Below are 19,381 nucleotides of genomic sequence, written 5' to 3' on the forward strand. Positions count from 1 at the left end.
GATATGATCTCGAAATGGCGGCTCTTTCTAAAAGAACTGTTTGAGCAGCTCTGGTTCGTTGCGGTGCTGTATGCCGCCCTTGCCTTGCTGACCAACGCCGCTGCGGTGGTCATTGGCCCGCTATTGCCGCCGGGTTTGGGCGCTTCGCTTGGTGCCGGATCGGTCTCGGCGGTGCTGACCATCCTTGCCAGCTCGATGCTGTCGGTCGCGACTTTCTCGTTGGGCATCATGGTATCCGCCTTTAGCGGTGCCGCCGCCGCCGTTACCCCGCGGGCCACAGCCCTGCTGAAAACCGACCGCACAACGCAAAGAGTTCTGGCGATTTTTCTGGGCTCGTTCCTGTTCAGCCTGATCGGGATCATCTCGCTCAACACCGGATTGCTGACCGAAAACGACCGTTTCGTGCTGTTTGTCGTGACCATCGCGGTCGTGGCCATTGTGGTCATCGCCATTCTGCGCTGGATCGCCCATCTGACCGTCTTTGGTCTGATGACCAATTCGATCGAAAAGGTCGAGGCCGCAACCAAACGCGCCATAAGCAACCGCATCGACGCCCCCTATCTTGGCGGTCACGGACATATCGGCCCACCGCCGCCCAACGCACATCCGATCACCCAGACCGAGATCGGCTATGTCCGCTATGTCCACATGGACTGGCTGCAAGATGTGGCCAGCGAGCTGGGCTGCCAGATCTACCTCGCCGCCCTGCCCGGCGCTTTCGTCTACCCCGGTACGCCTATCGCCTACCTGTTGGGCGACCAGCCCAAAGATACAGCTGAAATCGCCCGCGCCTTTACCATCAAAAGCACGCGCAGTTTCGAACAAGATCCCCGCTTTGGCCTTGCCGTCCTATCCGAAATCGCCGAGCGCGCGCTGTCGCCCGCCGTAAACGATCCCGGCACCGCGATTGACATCCTGACCCGCGCTGTCAGGCTTTTGGCCCTGCTGGCCGCGCCGCGCGAGGTTGCGCTGGACTACCCCAATGTCTGGGTGCCCGCGCTTACAACTGCTGACATGATGGATGACATCTTTCCCCCGATCGCCCGCGACGGCGCGGCGATTTTCGCCGTCCAGATCCGGTTGCAAAAATCGCTGCTCGCGCTGGCCAAAATCGCCCCGCCGCTTTTCGGCAAACTCGCACGCACCCATTCAACCCTTGCAATGGAACGCTGCATGCCCAAATTGTTACCGCATGAAATCACAGCCCTCAGGGCGGTCGCGGCCCAAATCCAAAACCTCAGCTGACAGGCCAAACTGCGCCCCGTCCGATCAGAACCAAAAAGGCGCCCCATGCTGCAAATCCTGAATGTCATCAGCGACAAAGGCTCGCGCTACGCCGTCTCTGGCGGCCCCGTCCACAGCAGGCACGACATAGACGCTTTCCTCAAATCTCTAAAATCAAACAAGAAATTCGCCAAGGCTACCCATAACAGCTGGGCAGCCATGCTCTCAACTGATGGCCCCCAACGCAATGATGACGGCGAATCGGGTGCCGCCGCCGCAATTCTGCGCATGTTAGAGCGCGAAGGCATCACCGATCATATCATCACCGTCACCCGCTGGTACGGCGGCACCCATCTGGGCGGCGATCGCTTTCGCCACGTCACCACCTGCACCCGTACATACCTTGATGCCTTGGCAAAACAGCCAAACCAAAGGGCATAGCAAACCGCCCCCTGCATCATCTATCTACAAATATCCATGCGGCCTGTCAGCCTGACAAACGCGGGCAAGCCCAAACCTGCCAGCAACGCTTGCATGGCCAAAGCGCGGCTGCCGTCAGCCTTTTTTGCCAATCTTCGGCTCTGTCCCGGCTTTGATCCGCTTGATGTTCTCAGCATGGCGCCAATAGACCAACAGTGTCAGAATGGCACCCAAAACCATCATCTGCCCTTGGCCCAACACCAGCATCCACAGCGTCGAGGACGCCGCAGCGACCAAAGCCGCCAGCGATGAAATCCGCCCGATAAACGCCGCTACCAACCAGCTTGCACAGGTCGCAAGGCCAACTGGCCAGGCCAGCGCCAGCAATGTACCTAGGAACGTGGCCACCCCTTTGCCGCCTTTGAACCCCAACCAAACCGGAAAGATATGCCCCAGGAATGACGCCAAAGCCGCCAATTGCGCCGCGTCATTGCCCACCAAAGCCCGCGCGATCAGCACTGCAATCCCGCCTTTGCCTGCGTCCAGCAGCAAGGTTGCCAAGGCCGCAGGCTTGTTGCCTGTCCGCAGCACATTTGTCGCACCAATATTGCCCGACCCGATCTTGCGCAGATCGCCAAGGCCCAGCGCCCGCGTAATCACCAAACCAAACGGCACCGACCCCAGCAAATAGGCCAGAACCGCCACCAAAACCAACGCCAGCGGGGCAGATGTTATCTCAGGCATGTGCATTTCCCTCCCCGAAAACCTGACGTCCGGCAACAAAGGTCGCGATCACACGCCCTTCCATCCGCTGCCCGTCAAACGGTGTGTTCTTTGATTTCGACTGTAGTTTGCTGCGATCCAGCATGAAAGGCGCATCAGGATCAAACAGCACCAGATCGGCCGGCGCGCCCTCGGCCATCCGGCCTTGCGGTAAACCAAGCCGTTTCGCCGGATTCAGCGCCATAGCGCGGAACAACCCCGGCAAATCCATTGCGCCCGCATGGTACAACCGCATGGCAGCAGGCAAGAAAGTCTCAAGCGCGATCGCCCCCGCCGCCGCCTCTTCAAACGGCAGGCGTTTGCTTTCCTCATCGGCAGGTGTGTGCATCGAACAGATGATGTCAATCAGCCCCGAGGCGACAGCCTCAACCACCGCCAAACGATCCTCTTCGGGCCGCAGTGGCGGGGTGAATTTGAAAAAGCTGCGATAGTCGCCAACATCCAGATCATTCAACGTCAGATGGTGGATAGACACCCCTGCCGTCACGTCCAGCCCGTTGCGCTTGGCCCGCGTCAAGGCTGGCAGAGACCGCGCACAGGTGATCTGGTCGGCGTGATAGCGCACACCTGTCATCTCGACCATGCCCAGATCACGGTCCAATCCGATGCGCTCGGCCATCGGATGCACCCCCGGCAGCCCCAAAAGGGATGCGAACTTGCCGCTGGTCACTGCGGCACCTTTCGACAGGCCGGGGTCTTGCGGATGCCCGATCACCAGCGCCCCCAGACTGCGCGCATAGGTCAACGCACGGCCCAAAACCTTGGTATCGGTGACCACATGGTCAACATCGGTAAAGGCCAGCGCACCCGCATCCAACATAAAGCTGATCTCGACCATCTCGCGCCCTTCGCGCCCTTTGGTCAGGGCCGCCATGTGATGGATGCGCACAGGCGCCTCGGCCGCGCGACGGGTCACGAATTCCAGCACCTCGGGCGTGTCAATCGCAGGCTTGGTATCGGGGCGCGCGACAATCGTGGTCACGCCCCCCGCCGCCGCTGCAAGCCCCGCTGAACGAAAGCTCTCGCGGTGGCGTTCGCCGGGTTCACCGATCTTGACACCGATATCGACGATACCGGGCGCCACGCATTTGCCGCCGCAATCAATGACTTGCGCGCCTTTTGGCGCAGCCGCTGCCCCGATCGCCGCGATTATCCCGCCATCAAGGATCAGGTTGCCAATCGTCTCGGTGCCTGCCTCGGGGTCGATGATACGGGCGTTTTGGAGAAAAATAGTCATAAGGGCCTACCAGTGCGCTGTGTCGGCTGCCACCGACAGAAAAAGTAAGAAGGTATTTGTGCCAAGATGAAGCCGGAAGCCAGTGCAAGACCTGGGCCAAAGCAAGAGGCGTTCAATTTCATGCGCCCTGCCCGCTGCGTGCGGCATCTATTGCGGCAACCACGGCCGCGGTATCGGCCATATATTTCATCAGATACTTGTCGCCTGACCGCGTGACAACCTGCACATCACCAAGGAATGGCCGTGCCAGCTTTATCTGCGCCAGCGAGATTTCGCGCCCGCCCGGACCTTGCAAACGTTGGTTCGTCAGCCGCCAATCCGCCACCAGCGCCTCGGACGCCAAATACCAGCCGCGCGCGCCCATGGCCGCCGCCGCCGCTACTGGCCCGACCCAAGGTGTCGGATTGCCGATCACCGCCAAAACAACACCTGCGATCATGCCGCCCAAGACCGCCATGATCGCATGGCTGCGCCAATAGCTGCCCTTATCGGCAAGCCACTCGGCAAGCATCACCTCATCTGGGCGAAGCGGCGCCATGACGGCGGCCCCCAAAACCGTGTCGCGTGGTAGTTCAGGCATTGTCCCCTCCCTCGGTTTCGGCCTGCGCAATCTGCACTTTGCGCATCATAGCATAGACCGCGCGCGCATTTGCAATCTGTTCAAAGCCAATGGCCTGCGTGGTTTGCGTCGCCCCGCCGATCCGCGTTCGGCTACGACGCATCTGCGGCACATGTCGCGGCATCGAAAGTACTTTGCTAGCAAACCAGACCGCCCCCAAATCGCTATCCTCCAACGTTAGCCGGGTGTCTGGCCCAATCGGGTACCGCGCGAGGCTGCGTTTGCCCTTGGCATCAACCCCAATATAGGCCGCGCGATTGGTCAGCGTATAGTAACTGTTGCGCCGCAGCCGTGCCTCCGCCCAAAACCGCCCCAAGAGCATATAGACGCCAGCCCCCAAAAACGGCAGTCCGAACAATGGAAACACGATATGCACCACTTGCCCAACCGCATCCCCCATCCCGCCGGTAATGGAAAAGGCCATCCCCACCCAAAACAGCGAAAACCCTGTGAAAAACACGGCGAAAAGCGTCTGCACAGACCAGAAACTGCTAAAATCCAGCCTGCCATCAGGCGCACCCTGCCAGAGAATCTCTTCCCCTTCGTCCAGAACCCCTTCCCAACCGGTTTGCGCCGCCTTCACCTTAGACCATAACCCCTGTCGCTTTGGCCCCACGCTCCGCCCGCAAGTTGCGCGCCAAAAGGTCCATACAGGCCATGCGCACCGCCACGCCCATTTCCACCTGCTCCTGAATGACACTGCGGTTGATGTCATCGGCAATCTCGCCGTCGATTTCGACGCCACGGTTCATCGGGCCGGGGTGCATGACAATCGCATCGGGTTTCGCATGCGACAGCTTTTCGGCATCCAGCCCGTAACGGTGGTAATACTCGCGCTCCGACGGAATAAACCCGCCGTCCATCCGCTCTTTTTGCAGCCGCAGCATCATGACCACATCGGCGCCTTCCAGCCCCTTGCGCATGTCGTCAAACACTTCACAGCCAAACTCGGCCACACCCGCAGGCATCAGGGTCGGTGGCGCGACCAGCCGCACGCGGTTTTCCATCTTGCCCAGCAAAATCAGGTTCGACCGCGCGACACGGCTATGCGCCACATCGCCACAAATCGCGACGGTCAGCCGCTGTATCCGCCCCTTGGCACGGCGGATGGTCAGCGCATCCAGCAAGGCCTGCGTCGGGTGCTCATGCCGCCCGTCACCCGCATTCAGCACCGCACAATTCACCTTTTCCGCCAGCAGGTTCACCGCCCCCGACGCGCCATGCCGCACCACCAGCAAATCAGGGTGCATCGCGTTCAGCGTCAGCGCCGTATCAATCAGCGTCTCGCCCTTTTTCACACTCGATTGCGCCACCGACATGTTCATCACATCCGCGCCCAAGCGCTTGCCCGCCAATTCGAAACTCGCCTGCGTACGGGTCGAGTTTTCAAAGAACATGTTGATCTGCGTCATCCCCGCCAAGGCATCCGATTTCTTGATCGAGCGGCGGTTCAGATCGACATATTTATCCGCCAAATCCAGAACGGCCTTGATCTCATCGGGGGCAAGATGCTGGATCCCCAGCAAATGACGTGCGCGAAAACTCATGTGCATCTCCCCTTGGCGTAGCTGCCTCGCTTATGGCAAAGCGGCGCGCAAGGGGCAACTCCCCAGTTCATCTTGGCCCAAATACCTGCGCGCGCAGCGCACGCCGCGGCACGCGGCGCCGGGCCCAACGGGATGCGGGGCCGCAAGGCCCCAAAGACGGGCGGGAGAGCCACCTCAAACGCCACCTTGCCCCGCCTGTTACCCCGCCATACTCTGCAAAAATGGGAATCAACACGCATATCGCAGATTACGATTGGAACGCCGCCCTCGCCGCCTTGGCGTGGCAAGTCGAACTGGGCGTGACCGAGGTGATGAACGAGTCCGCGATTGACCGCTACGACCTGCCCGAAAAGCAAGAACCCGTCCTTGCCAAAGCCAAACCCGCAGCGCCCGTCATCCATGAGGCGCCCAAGGTTGACAAAACGCTCGCCGCCCAAACCGCCGCCGATGCATGTGCCGATCTGGCCGCCCTGCGCACGGCGCTTGGCACCTTTGACCATTGCGATCTGAAAAAAGGCGCGCGCAATCTGGTTTTTGCCGAAGGGAACCCCGAGGCACCTTTGCTGATTGTAGGTGAGGCCCCGAACCGCGACGACGATATTGAGGCCCGCCCCTTTGCAGGCCGAACCGGCCAGTTGCTCGATAAAATGCTTGCCGCCATCGGCTTTGCCCGCAACAGCGACAGCCCCGCCACATCCGCCTATCTTATTCCCGCTGTGCCTTGGCGCCCGCCAGCCGATCACGTGCCGTCAGATGACGAAATTGCGATGATGCGCCCGTTCCTGCTGCGCCATATCGCGCTTGCCAAACCGCGCGTGATCATTGTGATGGGCAACACCGCTTGCGCATCCTTGCTGGATCAAAGCGGCGTTTTGCGCCTGCGCGGCACTTGGGCGCTGGCGCAAAACATCCCTGTCATGCCGATGGCCCACCCCGCATATCTGCTGAAAAACCACGCGGCCAAGCGGGACGCATGGGCCGATTTGCTTGCCGTCCAAGCCAGGTTGAAATCTTGATGCTGGTTGACCCGCTCACCCTGCTTGCTTTTGCGCCCGCGGCACTTGCGCTTAATCTGACCCCCGGCGCAGATATGATGTTCAGCTTGGGCCAAGGGTTACGATCGGGCCCGCACGCAGCAGTCGCGGCCGCAGGGGGCATCACGGCGGGCGGATTGGTGCATGTTACGCTGGCGGGTCTTGGGCTTGGCGCGGTGGTCGCGGCCCATCCCGGCCTGTTTGATGCAATCCGCTGGGTCGGGGTCGGCTATCTGCTATGGCTCGCCGTGCAGTCCTTGCGGCAAACCAGCCTCAACCGCTCATCCGCCCCTGCCCTATCGGTGCAACAGGCGTTTCGCGATGGCGCTTTGGTCAACCTGACCAACCCCAAGATCATTCTTTTCACCCTCGCCTTCATTCCGCAATTCGTAGACCCCACGCGCGGCACGGTGCTGGCGCAATTTCTGATTTTCGGCGCGGTCCTCGGGCTTGGCGGCATGGCGGTCAATTCAACCGTCGGCATCTTTGCCTCATCGCTTGGCCGCCACCTTGCCACGTCGCCCCGCTTTGCCCAAACCCTCGGGCGGGTAAGTGCAGGCATCTTTGCCGCACTTGCGCTCCGCCTCGCCCTTTTGCCAAAGGCCTGAAACCATGTCCCGCATCGATGAAACCAAACCCTTCCTGCCAGTCCGCATCGCGGTGCTGACTGTGTCTGACACCCGGCAAAGCGCCGATGACAAATCCGGCGACACGCTTGTCGCGCGGATAACGGATGCAGGCCATACCCTTGCCGCCCGCAGCATCATCCGCGATGAACGCGCCGAGATTGCGAGCCAGCTACGCGATTGGTGCGCCGATCCCGATATCGACGTGATCCTGTCTACCGGCGGCACCGGCCTGACCGGCCGCGATGTAACGGTAGAGGCGCACCGCGATGTGTATGAAAAAGAGATCGAAGCTTTCGCCACCGTTTTCACCATCGTCTCGATGCAGAAAATCGGCACCTCGGCGGTGCAAAGCCGCGCCACCGGCGGCGTGGCCAATGGCACCTACCTGTTCGCCCTGCCCGGCAGCCCCGGTGCCTGCCGCGATGCCTGGGATGAAATTCTGAAATGGCAGCTCGACTACCGCCACCGCCCCTGCAACTTTGTCGAAATCATGCCGCGCCTAGATGAGCATCTTCGCCGCAAATAGCGCAAAAAAAGTGCAACGCGCGCGACGGAAAGTCATTTTACCGGCGTAAAACCGGATAAGCCCAAGTTACGGCATCCAAAAGCCCGCCTTAGGCGTATACTACCCAAGACCCAAGCCGAGGTGAGCATATGCGATTTTTCAGACGGTCCCTTACCGGGCTCATGCTTTTGGCACTTACGCTGGCCTTGCTTGCGATGGCAGGCCAAACCATTCGCGCGGCGTTTGAGGCAAAGCTGGCAGGCAATCGCCCCGGCCAACCGGCCAATGAACGCGTGTTTTCCGCCAATGTGATGCGGGCCGAGGCTACGGCCTTTACCCCCGTCCTTACCGCCTTTGGCGAGGTGCGCGCCCGCCGCACGCTGGAATTGCGCGCGCCCAGCGCCGGTACAGTGATCGAACTTGGTGCAGGGGTCGAAGACGGCGCAAGCGTTACCGCAGGCCAGTTGTTGCTGCGCCTTGACCCGGCCGATGCCACCACCGCCCGCGATCTGGCCCAGTCTGATATGACCCGCGCCGAGGCCGAGTTGCGCGATGCCAAGGCCGCGCTTTTGTTGGCCCGCGATGATGTGGCCGCCGCCCAAACGCAGGCCAACCTGCGCAAACAGGCGCTTGACCGCCAGAATGATTTGCAGGCCCGCAAGGTTGGCTCGGCCTCGGCCGTTGAAACCGCAGCACTTGCCGCCTCGGCCGCTGATCAGGCTGTGCTGTCCCGCCGTTCGGCCCTTGCCACCGCCGAGGCCCGCGTGACCCAGGCCGAAACCGCCCTGTCACGTCAGGCAATCACACTGGCCGAGGCCGAACGCGCCCTGCGCGACACCGAGCTTTTCGCCGAATTTGATGGCGTTCTCAGTGATTTCAACACCACGCAAGGCCGCATCCTCGGCAGCAATGAACGCCTTGGCGACTTGATCGATCCGGACGCACTCGAAACAGCCTTTCGCATCTCAACCGCCCAATTCTCGCGTCTGATTGATGCCAGTGGCAACCTGATCCCTGCCGATGTTACCGCCGCGCTTGAGGTGTCAGAGGCCGAACTGATTGCCACCGGCCATTTGTCCCGCGTCGGTGCTGCCGTAGGCGCAGGGCAAACCGGTCGCCTGCTCTATGCCACTTTGACCGCCGCCCCCGGCTTTCGCCCCGGCGATTTTGTGACCATCCGCGTGTCGGAACCTGCGCTGCCTTCGGCGATTGCCTTGCCTGCCACCGCCTATAATGCCGATGGCACTGTGCTGGTGCTGGGGGCCGATGACCGGTTGGAAAGCCTGTCGGTGCAGCTGTTGCGCCGTCAGGGTGACGATGTGATTCTGGCCAGTGACGGGTTGCAAGGCCGTGACGTGGTGCGTGAAATCTCACCCCTGCTGGGGCCCGGCATCAAGGTCAACCCCGTCCGCCCCAACGCCGCCTCGCAAACCACCCCCAAAGCCGAGCCCGAGATGGTCGCGCTAACCCCCGAACGCCGCGCCGCACTGATTGCCTTTGTCGAAGCCAATGACCGCATGCCCGCCGATGCCAAAACCCGCATTCTTGCGCAACTGGCCGAAGAAGCCGTCCCCGCCCAAGTGATAAAACGGCTGGAAAGCCGGATGGGGGGCTAAGGCATGGCACGGCAGCTTCCACGCGCAAAGGGTCTCTTGTCCTATTTCGCCCGCCACAACACGTTGTCCAACCTGTTGCTTGTGGTGATGATCGTTGCAGGGATCGCCGCTGCCAGCCGCATTCGCGCGCAGTTCTTCCCCGATGTGATCGTATCAGAGGTCACAATTACCACCGCATGGGATGGCGCAGGCGCCGAAGACGTTGACCACGCGATTGTGCAAGTGTTGGAACCGGCCTTGCTGACAGTCGATGGCGTCACCGACGCCACCTCGCTTGCGTCCGAGGGCTCGGCCCGGATTACGCTGGAATTTGAACCCGGCACCGACCTGTCACAGGCCGCTGAAGATGTGCAATCAGCGATTGATGCGCTGAACACCTTGCCAGCTGATGCCGATGATCCGGTGGTCAAACGCGGGGCGTGGCGTGATCGGGTTACCGATGTGGTGATCTCGGGGCCGGTTGGCGTGGCGCAACTGGGCCGCTTTGCCGATGAATTTGTCACACGGCTGTTTGACATCGGCATCACCCGCACCACGATCTCGGGTTTTGCCGACCCGCAGATCATGGTCGAGGTGCCCTCGGTCAACCTGATCCGCCATGATGTGACGATGGCCGAAATAGCCGGCGCGATTGCCTCTGAAACCCAATCAGCCCCCGCAGGCGATGTTGGCGGCGGGGCCTCGCGCGTGCGCACAGGGCAAGAGGCCCGCACGCCCGCGCAAATCCGCGCCATTGTGCTGCGCCAATCGACCGGCGGCACCACCCTGACAGTGGGCGACGTGGCAACTGTGCGCAGTGAACCTGCCGACCGTGGCCGCGCCACCTATGTCGGGCCTGACCCCGCAATAACCGTGCGAATTGACCGCAACGACACCGGCGATGCCATCCGCATGCAAAGCAATGTGCAGGCGGCGGTTGATAAAATGGCGCCGCTGTTGCCGCCCTCTGTGAACATAGAACTGGTGCGCGCCCGTGCCGAATCTATCTCGGCGCGGCTGGAATTGCTGCTTGATAACGCCGCGATGGGGCTGGGCCTTGTTGTGCTGTTGCTGTTTTTGTTCCTGAATGCCCGCACAGCGCTGTGGGTGGCGGCCGGTATTCCGGTCTCGCTATTGGCGGCGATTGGCATGATGTATGCCTTTGGCCTGACGCTGAACATGATCTCGCTATTTGCCCTGATCATCACGCTTGGCATCGTCGTTGATGATGCCATCGTCGTGGGCGAACACGCCGATTTTCGGGCCCGCCACCTTGGCGAAGGTGCGGCCGAGGCATCCGAAAATGCCGCCACCCGCATGGCGATGCCGGTAATCGCATCAACCCTGACCACGGTTATCGCCTTTGGCGGTCTCATCACCATTGGCGGGCGGTTTGGCACGCTGATTGCCGATATTCCCTTTACCGTCATCACGGTTTTGCTGGCCAGCCTTGTGGAATGCTTTTTGATTCTGCCGAACCACATGGCCCACGCCCTTCGCGCGGCACGGGTTGAACATTGGTATGACTGGCCCTCACGCCAGATGAACAAAGGCCTCGCGTGGTTTATCCGCGTTGCTATCCGCCCCTTTACCGCGCTGGTTATCCGCGCCCGCGCCGCCACAATCGCGCTTTCTATTCTGCTGCTGGCGACCCAAGCCGCGCTGTTCATCAGTGGCGATTTGAAATTCCGCTTTTTCAACTCGCCCGAGCAGGCCTCGGTCAACGGCAACTTTTCCATGCTGCCTTCGGCCACGCGCGATGACACTTTGGCGATGATGCGCGAATTGCAACGCGCCGGTGATGCGGTGATCGCGCGTTACACGGCCGAATATGGCCGCTCGCCCACGACCTATGTCATGGCCGAACTTGGTGGCGGATCAGGGCGCGGATTGTCCAGCGCCGACACCAAAGACGCCGACCTGCTGGGCGGTATCTCGATGGAACTGATCGACCCAGATGACCGCAGCTATTCCTCATCGGCCTTTGTCGCCGACCTGCAAGATGAGGTGCGCCCCCATCCGCTGCTGGAAGAGCTGAGCTTTCGCGGTGGCCGCTTTGGCCCCGGTGGCGATGCGCTGTCGGTCGATATTTCGGGCGCCGATGCCCCCACCTTGAAGGCCGCCGCCGAGGCGCTGAAAACCGCGATGGCACCTTTCCCCGAGGTGTCGGCGCTGGAAGACAGCCTTGCCTATGACAAAGAAGAGCTGATCCTGTCATTGACGCCCCAAGGCCAGGCCCTTGGCTTTTCGATCGAATCCTTGGGCAACACCCTGCGCGAACGCCTGAACGGCATCGAGGCCGCAACCTTCCCTGACGGTCCCCGCTCGGCCACCATCCGCGTGGAACTGCCGCAATCGGAACTGACCGCCGACTTTCTGGAAAGCACGCTGTTGCGGGCAGGTGCCGGCGTCTATGTGCCACTGGGCGATATTGTGACGGTCGAACGGCGGTCCGGCTTTTCAACCATCCGGCGCGAGAACGGGCTGCGCATTGTCACCGTTTCGGGCGATATTGCCGAGGATGACCCTGCCCGCGCCGCCGAGGTGCAACGTGCCCTGACCGAAGACATTTTGCCAAAACTGGAGCAAGATTTCGGCGTCACCACCCATCAATCGGGCCTTGCCGAGCAACAGCGCGACTTTCTGGGCGATGCGATGCTGGGCCTGATCTTTTGCCTTTTGGGTATTTATATGGTGCTGGCTTGGGTATTCGCCAGTTGGACACGGCCCGTGGTGGTGATGGCGGTCATCCCGTTTGGCCTGATCGGCGCGATTTACGGGCATGACCTGTGGGGCGTGCCCCTATCGATGTTTTCGATTGTCGGCATGATCGGGATGACAGGGATCATTATCAACGATTCCATCGTTCTGGTGTCCACCATTGATGAATATTCCGAAAAGCGCGGGCTTTATCCTGCGATCATCGACGCCGTGGCTGATCGCTTGCGCCCGGTGTTCCTGACCACCGCCACCACCGTTATGGGCCTTGCACCATTGCTGTATGAGCGGTCTTCGCAAGCCGAGTTTTTGCGCCCCACCGTTATCACGCTGGTCTACGGGCTTGGGTTTGGCTTTATCCTGGTGCTGGTGCTGGTGCCCGCAATTCTGGCCATTCAGGCCGATATTGGCCGCCAGTTCCACGCCTTGCAAAGGGGTATGCGCTGGAACAGACATGGCACGTCAGCCGCTGCGCGCAGGTCGCGGGCGGTATTGACGGGGGCTGCAGTTGTACTTGCCGTCTGGTTTGCGCTGACGCTTGGCTGGGTGCTGGCGACGGGCAGCCTGTTTGCGCCGCTGGCGGGGCTGCTGCAAATGGGCCCGATGGCGGCGGCATTCATGCTGTTTATGGCTGGGGTCGTTGGCGTTGTGTTGCTGGCCTATGTTTTGGGGCTGCTACTGTTCCGGATGGGCAAAACACCGCAAAGCGGCTAGTGCCGCTGGCCTTCGGCGAGGATATTTTCACCAAAGAGAAAGCATCAGAGCCCGCCTGTGAGTACCTCAACCAGTGGCGAGCTTGGGTCTTCGAGCGCGTCGATAACGTCGAAATGATGCTCGCCGGGGCTGACAGTCCACGGGCAATCCCATGCTTCGGACAAGAGCCGCGCTTGCCACAGGAAACTTGGGCGCTCTTGCCCGCCGACCCAGATATGCGCCTGCACACCTGCCCGCAAAGCCAAACGCGCCGGCGATTCGGCAGCGATTTCAGCCGCGTCCAGATGCAGCACCTCTTGCATTCTGGTTAACGCGATCTGCTCAAGATCGGACAGTGGCGAGATCGGCACCACCCGCACGACTTGCGGCAAGTTCAGATCGGCGCACCCCATCCGCGCGGCAAGATGCCCGCCGGCCGAATGGCCTGTCACCACCACCGGCCCTGCGACCTGCTTTGCAATCACACCGATCGCGGCGACCATTTCAGCCGTCATATCCGCAATCCGCGCCTTGGGTGCCAAGGTATAGGACGGCATCGCACAGGCCCAACCCTGCGCCAAGACGCCTGCCGCCAGATGCGACCACTGGCTGCGATCAAACTCTATCCAATAGCCACCGTGGATAAAGGTCACACAACCGCGCGCTGTACCCTCGGGTAGGAACAGATCAAACTGCTGCCTTGCGCCTTTGCCATAGGCCACTGTTTGCGCCCGCGCACCCAAACCTGCGCGAAATGCCGCAGCTTTGGTCTGCCACCGCGGCAAAAACTCATTCGCCCCAGCGATAAACGCGCCATTGGCATAGGCAAGATCCATGTCCATATCTTCTCCTGTTCGATGTGCAAGATTGCTGGGAACTGGACATCCCCGCTTTCGCATGATTTGCATATGCCAAACCAAAATGGGAGGCTTCAATGCTTGATACCGTAACCGACCTGCGCGCGATGCTAAAAGACCCCAGCTTGCTGGTAAGCAAAGCTTATGTTGCCGGCGAGTGGATCGACGCCGATGATGGCGCGACATTCGACGTAACGAACCCTGCGCGCAACGATGTAATTTGCACCGTTCCAAACCTTGGCCGCGCCGAGACCGCCCGCGCCATTGCCGCTGCCGAAGTGGCAATGAAGGACTGGGCCGGCCGCACTGCCAAAGAGCGCGCCAATACCCTGCGCGCCTGGTACAATCTGATGATGGCCAACCAGGACGACCTTGGGGCCATTTTGACCGCCGAAATGGGCAAGCCTCTGGCCGAGGCCAAAGGCGAAGTGGCCTATGGCGCCAGCTTTATCGAATGGTTCGCCGAAGAGGCCAAGCGCGTTTATGGCGAAACCATCCCCGGCCATATGAAAGACAAGCGCATCACCGTGCTGAAACAGCCGATCGGGGTTGTCGGGTCTATCACGCCGTGGAATTTTCCGAACGCGATGATCACCCGCAAATGTGGCCCTGCACTGGCTGCCGGCTGTGGCTTTGTGGCCCGCCCTGCGGCAGAAACGCCGCTATCGGCACTGGCGCTGGCGGTATTGGCGGAACGCGCAGGCCTGCCCAAAGGCATCTTTTCGGTCATCACCTCGAAAAAATCGTCGGACATCGGCAAAGAGTTCTGCGAAAACCACGCGGTGCGCAAGCTTACCTTTACCGGATCGACCGAGGTGGGCCGCATCCTGCTGCGCCAAGCCGCCGATCAGGTGATGAAATGCTCGATGGAGCTGGGCGGCAATGCGCCGTTTATCGTGTTTGACGATGCCGATCTGGATGCCGCAGTGCAAGGCGCCATGGCGTCGAAATTCCGCAACAACGGCCAGACCTGCGTTTGTGCGAACCGCATCTATGTGCAGGCGGGCGTCTATGATGCCTTTGCCGCTAAACTAAGCGCGGCTTTGGCCAAAACCAAAGTCGGCGATGGCCTGACCGAAGCAGTTGAATTTGGCCCGCTGGTCAACGTGGCCGCGGTGGAAAAGGTCGAAGAACATATCGCCGATGCCATTGCCAAAGGCGGCAAGGTGATCGCAGGCGGCAAACGCCACGCGCTGGGCGGATCGTATTTTGAACCGACCATCGTGACCGGTGTGACGCAAGATATGGTTGTCGCCAAAGAGGAAACCTTTGGCCCGATGGCGCCTTTGTTCAAATTCGACACCGAAGAAGAGGTGGTCGGTTACGCCAATGACACGATCTTTGGCCTTGCCGCCTATTTCTATGCCCAAAACATCGGCCGCGTGACCCGCGTACAAGAGGGGCTGGAATATGGTATCGTCGGCGTAAACACTGGCATCATTTCCACCGAAGTCGCGCCTTTTGGCGGTGTCAAACAATCCGGCCTTGGCCGCGAAGGCAGCCATCACGGGATGGAGGACTATCTGGAAATGAAATACATCTGCCTGTCGGTCTAGATTTTACGATAAAACAATACGTTAGATCACACATCGGCTTGTTGGAACACTATTGGGGCGCTTATTGGCACAGTTGACGCCAACAAGCGCCCCATTTCTTTCTCGACCAAAGGCTGGTCGGCTCGAACGGCATCCCTTGCCACCCTTGTATCGCGGAAAGCTATCGATCCCGAGGCGGCTCTGTTTGTAAAGATACACTCAAGAGGCCTGATTGCCCCAGAAAGCGCAGCCCTTCTCCTTAGTGCAGGATTTGTTGCGACAGCGCGGCAGCTCTATCAGGCACTGATGATGGCGCCGCCAAAGCTCATCGAAGGCAGCCAATCAAGGCGGCGCACCATTGCAGGACGACACCGTTTTGGCCCAAGCGGCATGTGCACGATGCCGATCTCAACCTCTCAAAAAACACATTGTCGTCGGGGAATAACACGACATGCTTTATCGCAGGTTTTCGCCAATACCGGATATGATTTCAGATCAGTTTGTCCTGATCCGCGGTGCATCTACTGTAAAGGCAGCGAAATGCCTTGGCTAAATGCAAATATCGGGCAAGTTAAAAAGAAATTGGGCGGGAAATGTTTGAAAAATCCCCACAACAGATTGCAACATTACTGTCAATTCCGGCAAAGATCTGAATAACGCCGCCTTAAACCACTTGGCCTAAAAACAGCGCGGACTTTTGACGCAGCGCCAAAACCGCCGGAATAAATATTAAATCTGCATCGGGTTGCCGAAAGCTGGCTCTATTAAACGGGGTCCAGTTTTTTAAAAAGGATACAGCACAAATTTACTGAATCAAGACAAACCCTTTTCTGGCAATGGCTAGCATGGATTGATTGTATCTGATTGGCTGTCCACCCATCCGGTCAGGCCGCAAGCTTAAGGGAAAGGGCCAAAAACGTCCTGCCATTGCAGCAGAATCTTTTTCTGTCATGCGTAAAAAAAGGAAAAGTTTGCGGGGGCAGTAAACTTGATCGCGGTCATACCCCCGCCCACCACGCTTTGGAACAAATTGCCAAAGCAGTTATCAACTTACATCCGGTCAATCCAGGATTGCACTTCGTCCTTGGCGGCCTCTTTGGTCTTTCCATAGCGCTTTTGGATCAGCCCTTCTAGCTGCTCTCGCTCGCCCGCAGCTTGCTCAAGCTCATCATCGGTAAGATCGCCCCATTCTTCACGCGCTTTACCTTTGGCGATTTTCCATTGACCTTTTACTTGATCCCAATTCATGATTTTCCTCCTGTTTGTTCATCGTGACTGCTGGTTAAACGCCCCCGATACGATTTGGTTCCGATACCTGCGGAATAACCTTTGCGCGCAAGTGCAGATGTTATTTTACGGAACCAAATCTGTCGCAAAAGGTTGGCCTTACTTAAAAGGAGGCTAAAATGTCCGAACTCAAAACCAAACCATCACCTGTTTCTGTAAAAACCGGAGTCGCCGATGCAAGGTCGGCAGCCAAAGGCTTGGCAGCGGCACTTGCTGATACCTATAGTCTGTTGATCAAGACCCATGCTGTACATTGGAATGTAGAAGGACCAATGTTCTTTGCCGTGCACAACCTGACCGAGGCGCAATATGGCGATTTATTCGCTGCGGCAGATGTTATTGCAGAACGTATCCGCGCTCTGGGCCATTTGACGGCAACATCGCCGGGTGAATTGCTGGCAGATTCTGTTGTTTCCGACATCAAAGCGCCCAAGGATGCGCCCGCGCTTTGCGAAAGTCTAGCCACAGACCATAGCAAGGTCGCCAAACGCTTGCATGATGTGATTGAAGCGGCAGAAGAAGCCCGCGATCCGGTTACGGCCGATCTAGCCACAGCACGGGCCGCGTTTCATGAAAAAGCGGCCTGGATGCTACGCGCCTTGGCAAAAACGTCCTGAACGAACATAGCAAAGAAAATCGCGCGGCTGAATTGCCGCGCGATGCTATATTTCCATAAATCAGGCGTGAAATAAAAACGCGATCAATGCGGGCGTTTTGCGTTTCGGCCCTGATCCAATCCTTGCAAAAAGGAAATCAGTACAAGTTGCATCGGGCTTAACCCGTTCAACGCGTCCTGCTCCTTGGCCTCGTTATGATGCGGCCGCGACAGCCCGATTGCGAGCGTGATGGCCGCCGCACCAAAATAAACCGACCCAATGACAACCGCCGCAAAAAGCGGGGTTTGCTGGGCGCTTAGATAAATCCACGCGGCAGCCGTGAAAAAGCCAGCCCCAACGATCGTCAAGGCTGCGCTTGCTGTCACCAGACCGGCCTTGCGTGCCGTATCGGCGACCTTATGTTGAATGCCAAACATCACCGACGCGACGTTAGAATGCCAACCAAAAAACCTAGCCCCGCTGCAATGCCTACGGCAGACGCCGGGTTTTCGCGGATCTTTTCCTCTGCCTCGGAATAGGCAACTTTTGCGGTCGCTTTGGCGGCATTGGCCGCTGTTGCGCCAGTGTCGGCCAGGTCTGCAGCTTTATTTGCCACAAGCGATTTGATCTGACCTGACTGAGCTTTTCCATATTCCGAAACAATAGCCGTCAGATTGGCAATATCCTCACGCAGCACCGCGACCTGCTTGGACAGATCAGTGTTCAGTTCTGCAATGTTGCTTTTTTCAGCTTGCGCCATGGGAATTCTCCTTGGAAACGGTTGTTACACCGAACAAACGCGCCATCAGCGGAATAGTTCCCTCGCATAGCCCGAATAACTTATGCCAGCAGGGATGGAACCATCTTGCCCAATGTGACGTTTCATCCTGTGGCCCGACTATCGGGTTTTGCACAACGGGGGACGAATGTGGATGATCTGGGGTCTATCAAGCGCTCATTGATGCTGTTGGCAGTGATTGCATCGTTTTGCGCACTCTACCTTGCACGTGATCTATTTCTGCCGATTGCGGCGGCAGTCTTGCTGGCGCTTACCCTAAGCCCGGTTGTGCGGACGCTATCCCGCTTTGGCCTGCCTGCCCCCTTATCGGCTTTCATTCTGATTACCAGCACCGGAACAATTCTGATCATCGCGGCCTATTTGCTAAGCGGGCCATTGACCGACCTCATCTCGCAAGCCCCGCGCATGGGAACAGAGCTGCGCTATAAACTTGCTGGCTTGCTGGAAGCGATGCGCCTGATCCAGGAAGCCAGCAAGCATGTCGAGGAACTGAGTGGGAGTGGAACCCAAACCCCGAAAGTGACTATCGAGCAGCCGGGGCTGGTGGTTTTTGCAGCAGGCACCACGGCCACCATCATATCGCTTTCAGCGGTGGCCTTGGTTTTGGCATTCTTCCTGCTGGCCTCGGGCGATTTATTTTACATCAAATTGGTTGAATCGGTGCCGACCTTTTCGGACAAGCGGCGTGCGGTCGGTATTGTGCGGGCGGTTGAACGGCAGATGTCACATTACCTTTTGACGGTCATGCTGATCAACGCTGTGCTTGGCTTTTGCCTCGGACTTGCAATGTACGCGATGGGCATGCCCAACCCGTTGCTTTGGGGCGCTCTGGGATTTGCCTTGAACTTCGTGCCCTTTATCGGCGCAATCGTGGGCACGCTCGCCGTGGCAGCCGTCGGGGTTCTGACGTTTGAGCCGCTGCTCTCTGGCCTATTGCCCGCCGCCCTCTATCTGGCGATTACAACGCTTGAGGGCCACTTGATAACCCCAACGATTGTTGGCCGAAGGTTGGAACTGAACACTGTTTCGGTTTTGCTGGCACTGATTGTCTGGAGCTGGCTGTGGTCTATTCCGGGTGCATTGATGGCGGTGCCATTCCTTGTGCTGTTAAAGGTTATTTCCGATAATACCAAAGGGCTTCAAACACTTGGCAACTTCTTGGGAACACATACCCTTCGGGATAAGGTGGTCACGTGATGCAATCCTTGCATGGCGTGCTTTTTTTCGTGTTCCAGATGGAACCAACAAAACTCTCAGGCGTTCGGTAAGTGATCAATGACAATTTATTCCCTCGTCTGATCCG

19 protein-coding genes are annotated in these 19,381 nt (G+C 59.0%); 10 read left to right on the top strand and 9 right to left on the bottom strand.

Annotated features, from left to right (window positions below; genetic code table 11):
- The first annotated feature begins 3 nt into the window (after positions 1–3).
- Positions 4–1,245 (top strand): DUF2254 domain-containing protein, encoded by a 1,242-nt coding sequence (locus AKU79_RS14560; protein ID WP_050524315.1) that lies wholly within the window; start codon positions 4–6, stop codon positions 1,243–1,245.
- A 45-nt stretch (positions 1,246–1,290) separates the two neighbouring features.
- Positions 1,291–1,665 carry a YigZ family protein gene (locus tag AKU79_RS14565; RefSeq protein WP_050524316.1) on the top strand — a complete coding sequence of 125 codons (375 nt, stop codon included), beginning with the start codon at positions 1,291–1,293 and terminating at the stop codon, positions 1,663–1,665.
- 114 nt (positions 1,666–1,779) lie between these two features.
- Here AKU79_RS14565 and plsY read toward each other — a convergent pair whose 3' ends face one another.
- From plsY to AKU79_RS14590, 5 genes are all read right to left on the bottom strand, one after another.
- A complete protein-coding gene (plsY, locus tag AKU79_RS14570) occupies positions 1,780–2,388 on the bottom strand; it encodes a glycerol-3-phosphate 1-O-acyltransferase PlsY (protein ID WP_050524317.1) in 609 nt (202 codons plus the stop codon).
- Positions 2,381–3,664: a dihydroorotase gene (gene pyrC, locus AKU79_RS14575; protein WP_050524318.1), complete on the bottom strand. Its 1,284-nt coding sequence runs from the start codon at positions 3,662–3,664 to the stop codon at positions 2,381–2,383. Before pyrC ends, plsY begins: the two co-directional genes overlap by 8 nt.
- A 118-nt stretch (positions 3,665–3,782) precedes the next feature.
- Positions 3,783–4,244 (bottom strand): hypothetical protein, encoded by a 462-nt coding sequence (locus AKU79_RS14580; RefSeq protein ID WP_050524319.1) that lies wholly within the window; start codon positions 4,242–4,244, stop codon positions 3,783–3,785.
- A complete protein-coding gene (locus AKU79_RS14585) occupies positions 4,237–4,866 on the bottom strand; it encodes a hypothetical protein (RefSeq protein ID WP_050524320.1) in 630 nt (209 codons plus the stop codon). Before AKU79_RS14585 ends, AKU79_RS14580 begins: the two co-directional genes overlap by 8 nt.
- Before the next feature lies 1 nt (position 4,867).
- The gene (locus AKU79_RS14590) at positions 4,868–5,830 is read right to left on the bottom strand and encodes an aspartate carbamoyltransferase catalytic subunit (RefSeq protein WP_050524321.1); all 963 of its coding nucleotides are present in this window, start codon (positions 5,828–5,830) and stop codon (positions 4,868–4,870) included.
- Positions 5,831–6,051: 221 nt separating this feature from the next.
- On the opposite strand from AKU79_RS14590, the gene AKU79_RS14595 reads away from it, so the two are divergent.
- From AKU79_RS14595 to AKU79_RS14615, 5 genes are all read left to right on the top strand, one after another.
- On the top strand, positions 6,052–6,846 hold the full coding sequence (locus AKU79_RS14595; RefSeq protein WP_050524322.1) for a uracil-DNA glycosylase: 795 nt from the start codon (positions 6,052–6,054) through the stop codon (positions 6,844–6,846).
- Between the two features lie 2 nt (positions 6,847–6,848).
- Positions 6,849–7,472: a LysE family translocator gene (locus tag AKU79_RS14600; RefSeq protein ID WP_197087355.1), complete on the top strand. Its 624-nt coding sequence runs from the start codon at positions 6,849–6,851 to the stop codon at positions 7,470–7,472.
- A 4-nt stretch (positions 7,473–7,476) separates the two neighbouring features.
- Positions 7,477–8,019: a molybdenum cofactor biosynthesis protein B gene (gene moaB / locus AKU79_RS14605; protein ID WP_050524324.1), complete on the top strand. Its 543-nt coding sequence runs from the start codon at positions 7,477–7,479 to the stop codon at positions 8,017–8,019.
- Between the two features lie 128 nt (positions 8,020–8,147).
- Positions 8,148–9,614, top strand: a complete 1,467-nt coding sequence (locus AKU79_RS14610; protein WP_050524325.1) for an efflux RND transporter periplasmic adaptor subunit — start codon at positions 8,148–8,150, stop codon at positions 9,612–9,614.
- 3 nt (positions 9,615–9,617) lie between these two features.
- Complete coding sequence (locus AKU79_RS14615) at positions 9,618–13,025, top strand: efflux RND transporter permease subunit (RefSeq protein ID WP_050524326.1); 3,408 nt, start codon at positions 9,618–9,620, stop codon at positions 13,023–13,025.
- A gap of 44 nt (positions 13,026–13,069) precedes the next feature.
- Here AKU79_RS14615 and AKU79_RS14620 read toward each other — a convergent pair whose 3' ends face one another.
- Positions 13,070–13,846 carry an alpha/beta hydrolase gene (locus tag AKU79_RS14620; protein ID WP_050524327.1) on the bottom strand — a complete coding sequence of 259 codons (777 nt, stop codon included), beginning with the start codon at positions 13,844–13,846 and terminating at the stop codon, positions 13,070–13,072.
- 92 nt (positions 13,847–13,938) lie between these two features.
- On the opposite strand from AKU79_RS14620, the gene AKU79_RS14625 reads away from it, so the two are divergent.
- Positions 13,939–15,417, top strand: a complete 1,479-nt coding sequence (locus tag AKU79_RS14625; RefSeq protein ID WP_050524328.1) for an NAD-dependent succinate-semialdehyde dehydrogenase — start codon at positions 13,939–13,941, stop codon at positions 15,415–15,417.
- 1,029 nt (positions 15,418–16,446) lie between these two features.
- Here AKU79_RS14625 and AKU79_RS14630 read toward each other — a convergent pair.
- Entirely contained in the window at positions 16,447–16,644 is a 198-nt protein-coding gene (locus AKU79_RS14630; protein ID WP_050524329.1) for a CsbD family protein, read from the bottom strand.
- A 158-nt stretch (positions 16,645–16,802) separates the two neighbouring features.
- Between AKU79_RS14630 and AKU79_RS14635 the strand changes: the two genes are divergently transcribed.
- Entirely contained in the window at positions 16,803–17,300 is a 498-nt protein-coding gene (locus tag AKU79_RS14635) for a Dps family protein (protein WP_050524330.1), read from the top strand.
- A gap of 83 nt (positions 17,301–17,383) precedes the next feature.
- On the opposite strand, the gene AKU79_RS14640 is transcribed toward AKU79_RS14635, so the two are convergent.
- Positions 17,384–17,716: a phage holin family protein gene (locus AKU79_RS14640; RefSeq protein ID WP_050524331.1), complete on the bottom strand. Its 333-nt coding sequence runs from the start codon at positions 17,714–17,716 to the stop codon at positions 17,384–17,386.
- Positions 17,716–18,039 carry a DUF883 family protein gene (locus tag AKU79_RS14645; RefSeq protein ID WP_050524332.1) on the bottom strand — a complete coding sequence of 108 codons (324 nt, stop codon included), beginning with the start codon at positions 18,037–18,039 and terminating at the stop codon, positions 17,716–17,718. The genes AKU79_RS14640 and AKU79_RS14645 overlap by 1 nt, the downstream gene beginning before the upstream one ends.
- Before the next feature lie 129 nt (positions 18,040–18,168).
- Between AKU79_RS14645 and AKU79_RS14650 the strand changes: the two genes are divergently transcribed.
- Complete coding sequence (locus tag AKU79_RS14650) at positions 18,169–19,275, top strand: AI-2E family transporter (protein WP_156209780.1); 1,107 nt, start codon at positions 18,169–18,171, stop codon at positions 19,273–19,275.
- Positions 19,276–19,381 lie beyond the last annotated feature (106 nt).

It is taken from the genome of Pseudorhodobacter wandonensis (assembly GCF_001202035.1).
Classification (GTDB): Bacteria; Pseudomonadota; Alphaproteobacteria; order Rhodobacterales; family Rhodobacteraceae; genus Pseudorhodobacter; species Pseudorhodobacter wandonensis.

Coding starts and splice junctions, on each gene's coding strand:
- AKU79_RS14565 (WP_050524316.1), top strand. CDS start 1,291: ATGCTGCAAATCCTGAATGTCATCAGCGACAAAGGCTCGCGCTACGCC.
- AKU79_RS14610 (WP_050524325.1), top strand. CDS start 8,148: ATGCGATTTTTCAGACGGTCCCTTACCGGGCTCATGCTTTTGGCACTT.
- AKU79_RS14630 (WP_050524329.1), bottom strand. CDS start 16,644: ATGAATTGGGATCAAGTAAAAGGTCAATGGAAAATCGCCAAAGGTAAA.
- AKU79_RS14560 (WP_050524315.1), top strand. CDS start 4: ATGATCTCGAAATGGCGGCTCTTTCTAAAAGAACTGTTTGAGCAGCTC.
- AKU79_RS14625 (WP_050524328.1), top strand. CDS start 13,939: ATGCTTGATACCGTAACCGACCTGCGCGCGATGCTAAAAGACCCCAGC.
- AKU79_RS14640 (WP_050524331.1), bottom strand. CDS start 17,716: ATGTTTGGCATTCAACATAAGGTCGCCGATACGGCACGCAAGGCCGGT.
- AKU79_RS14620 (WP_050524327.1), bottom strand. CDS start 13,846: ATGGACATGGATCTTGCCTATGCCAATGGCGCGTTTATCGCTGGGGCG.
- AKU79_RS14580 (WP_050524319.1), bottom strand. CDS start 4,244: ATGCCTGAACTACCACGCGACACGGTTTTGGGGGCCGCCGTCATGGCG.
- moaB (WP_050524324.1), top strand. CDS start 7,477: ATGTCCCGCATCGATGAAACCAAACCCTTCCTGCCAGTCCGCATCGCG.
- AKU79_RS14595 (WP_050524322.1), top strand. CDS start 6,052: ATGGGAATCAACACGCATATCGCAGATTACGATTGGAACGCCGCCCTC.
- AKU79_RS14590 (WP_050524321.1), bottom strand. CDS start 5,830: ATGAGTTTTCGCGCACGTCATTTGCTGGGGATCCAGCATCTTGCCCCC.
- AKU79_RS14645 (WP_050524332.1), bottom strand. CDS start 18,039: ATGGCGCAAGCTGAAAAAAGCAACATTGCAGAACTGAACACTGATCTG.
- AKU79_RS14635 (WP_050524330.1), top strand. CDS start 16,803: ATGTCCGAACTCAAAACCAAACCATCACCTGTTTCTGTAAAAACCGGA.
- plsY (WP_050524317.1), bottom strand. CDS start 2,388: ATGCCTGAGATAACATCTGCCCCGCTGGCGTTGGTTTTGGTGGCGGTT.
- pyrC (WP_050524318.1), bottom strand. CDS start 3,664: ATGACTATTTTTCTCCAAAACGCCCGTATCATCGACCCCGAGGCAGGC.
- AKU79_RS14615 (WP_050524326.1), top strand. CDS start 9,618: ATGGCACGGCAGCTTCCACGCGCAAAGGGTCTCTTGTCCTATTTCGCC.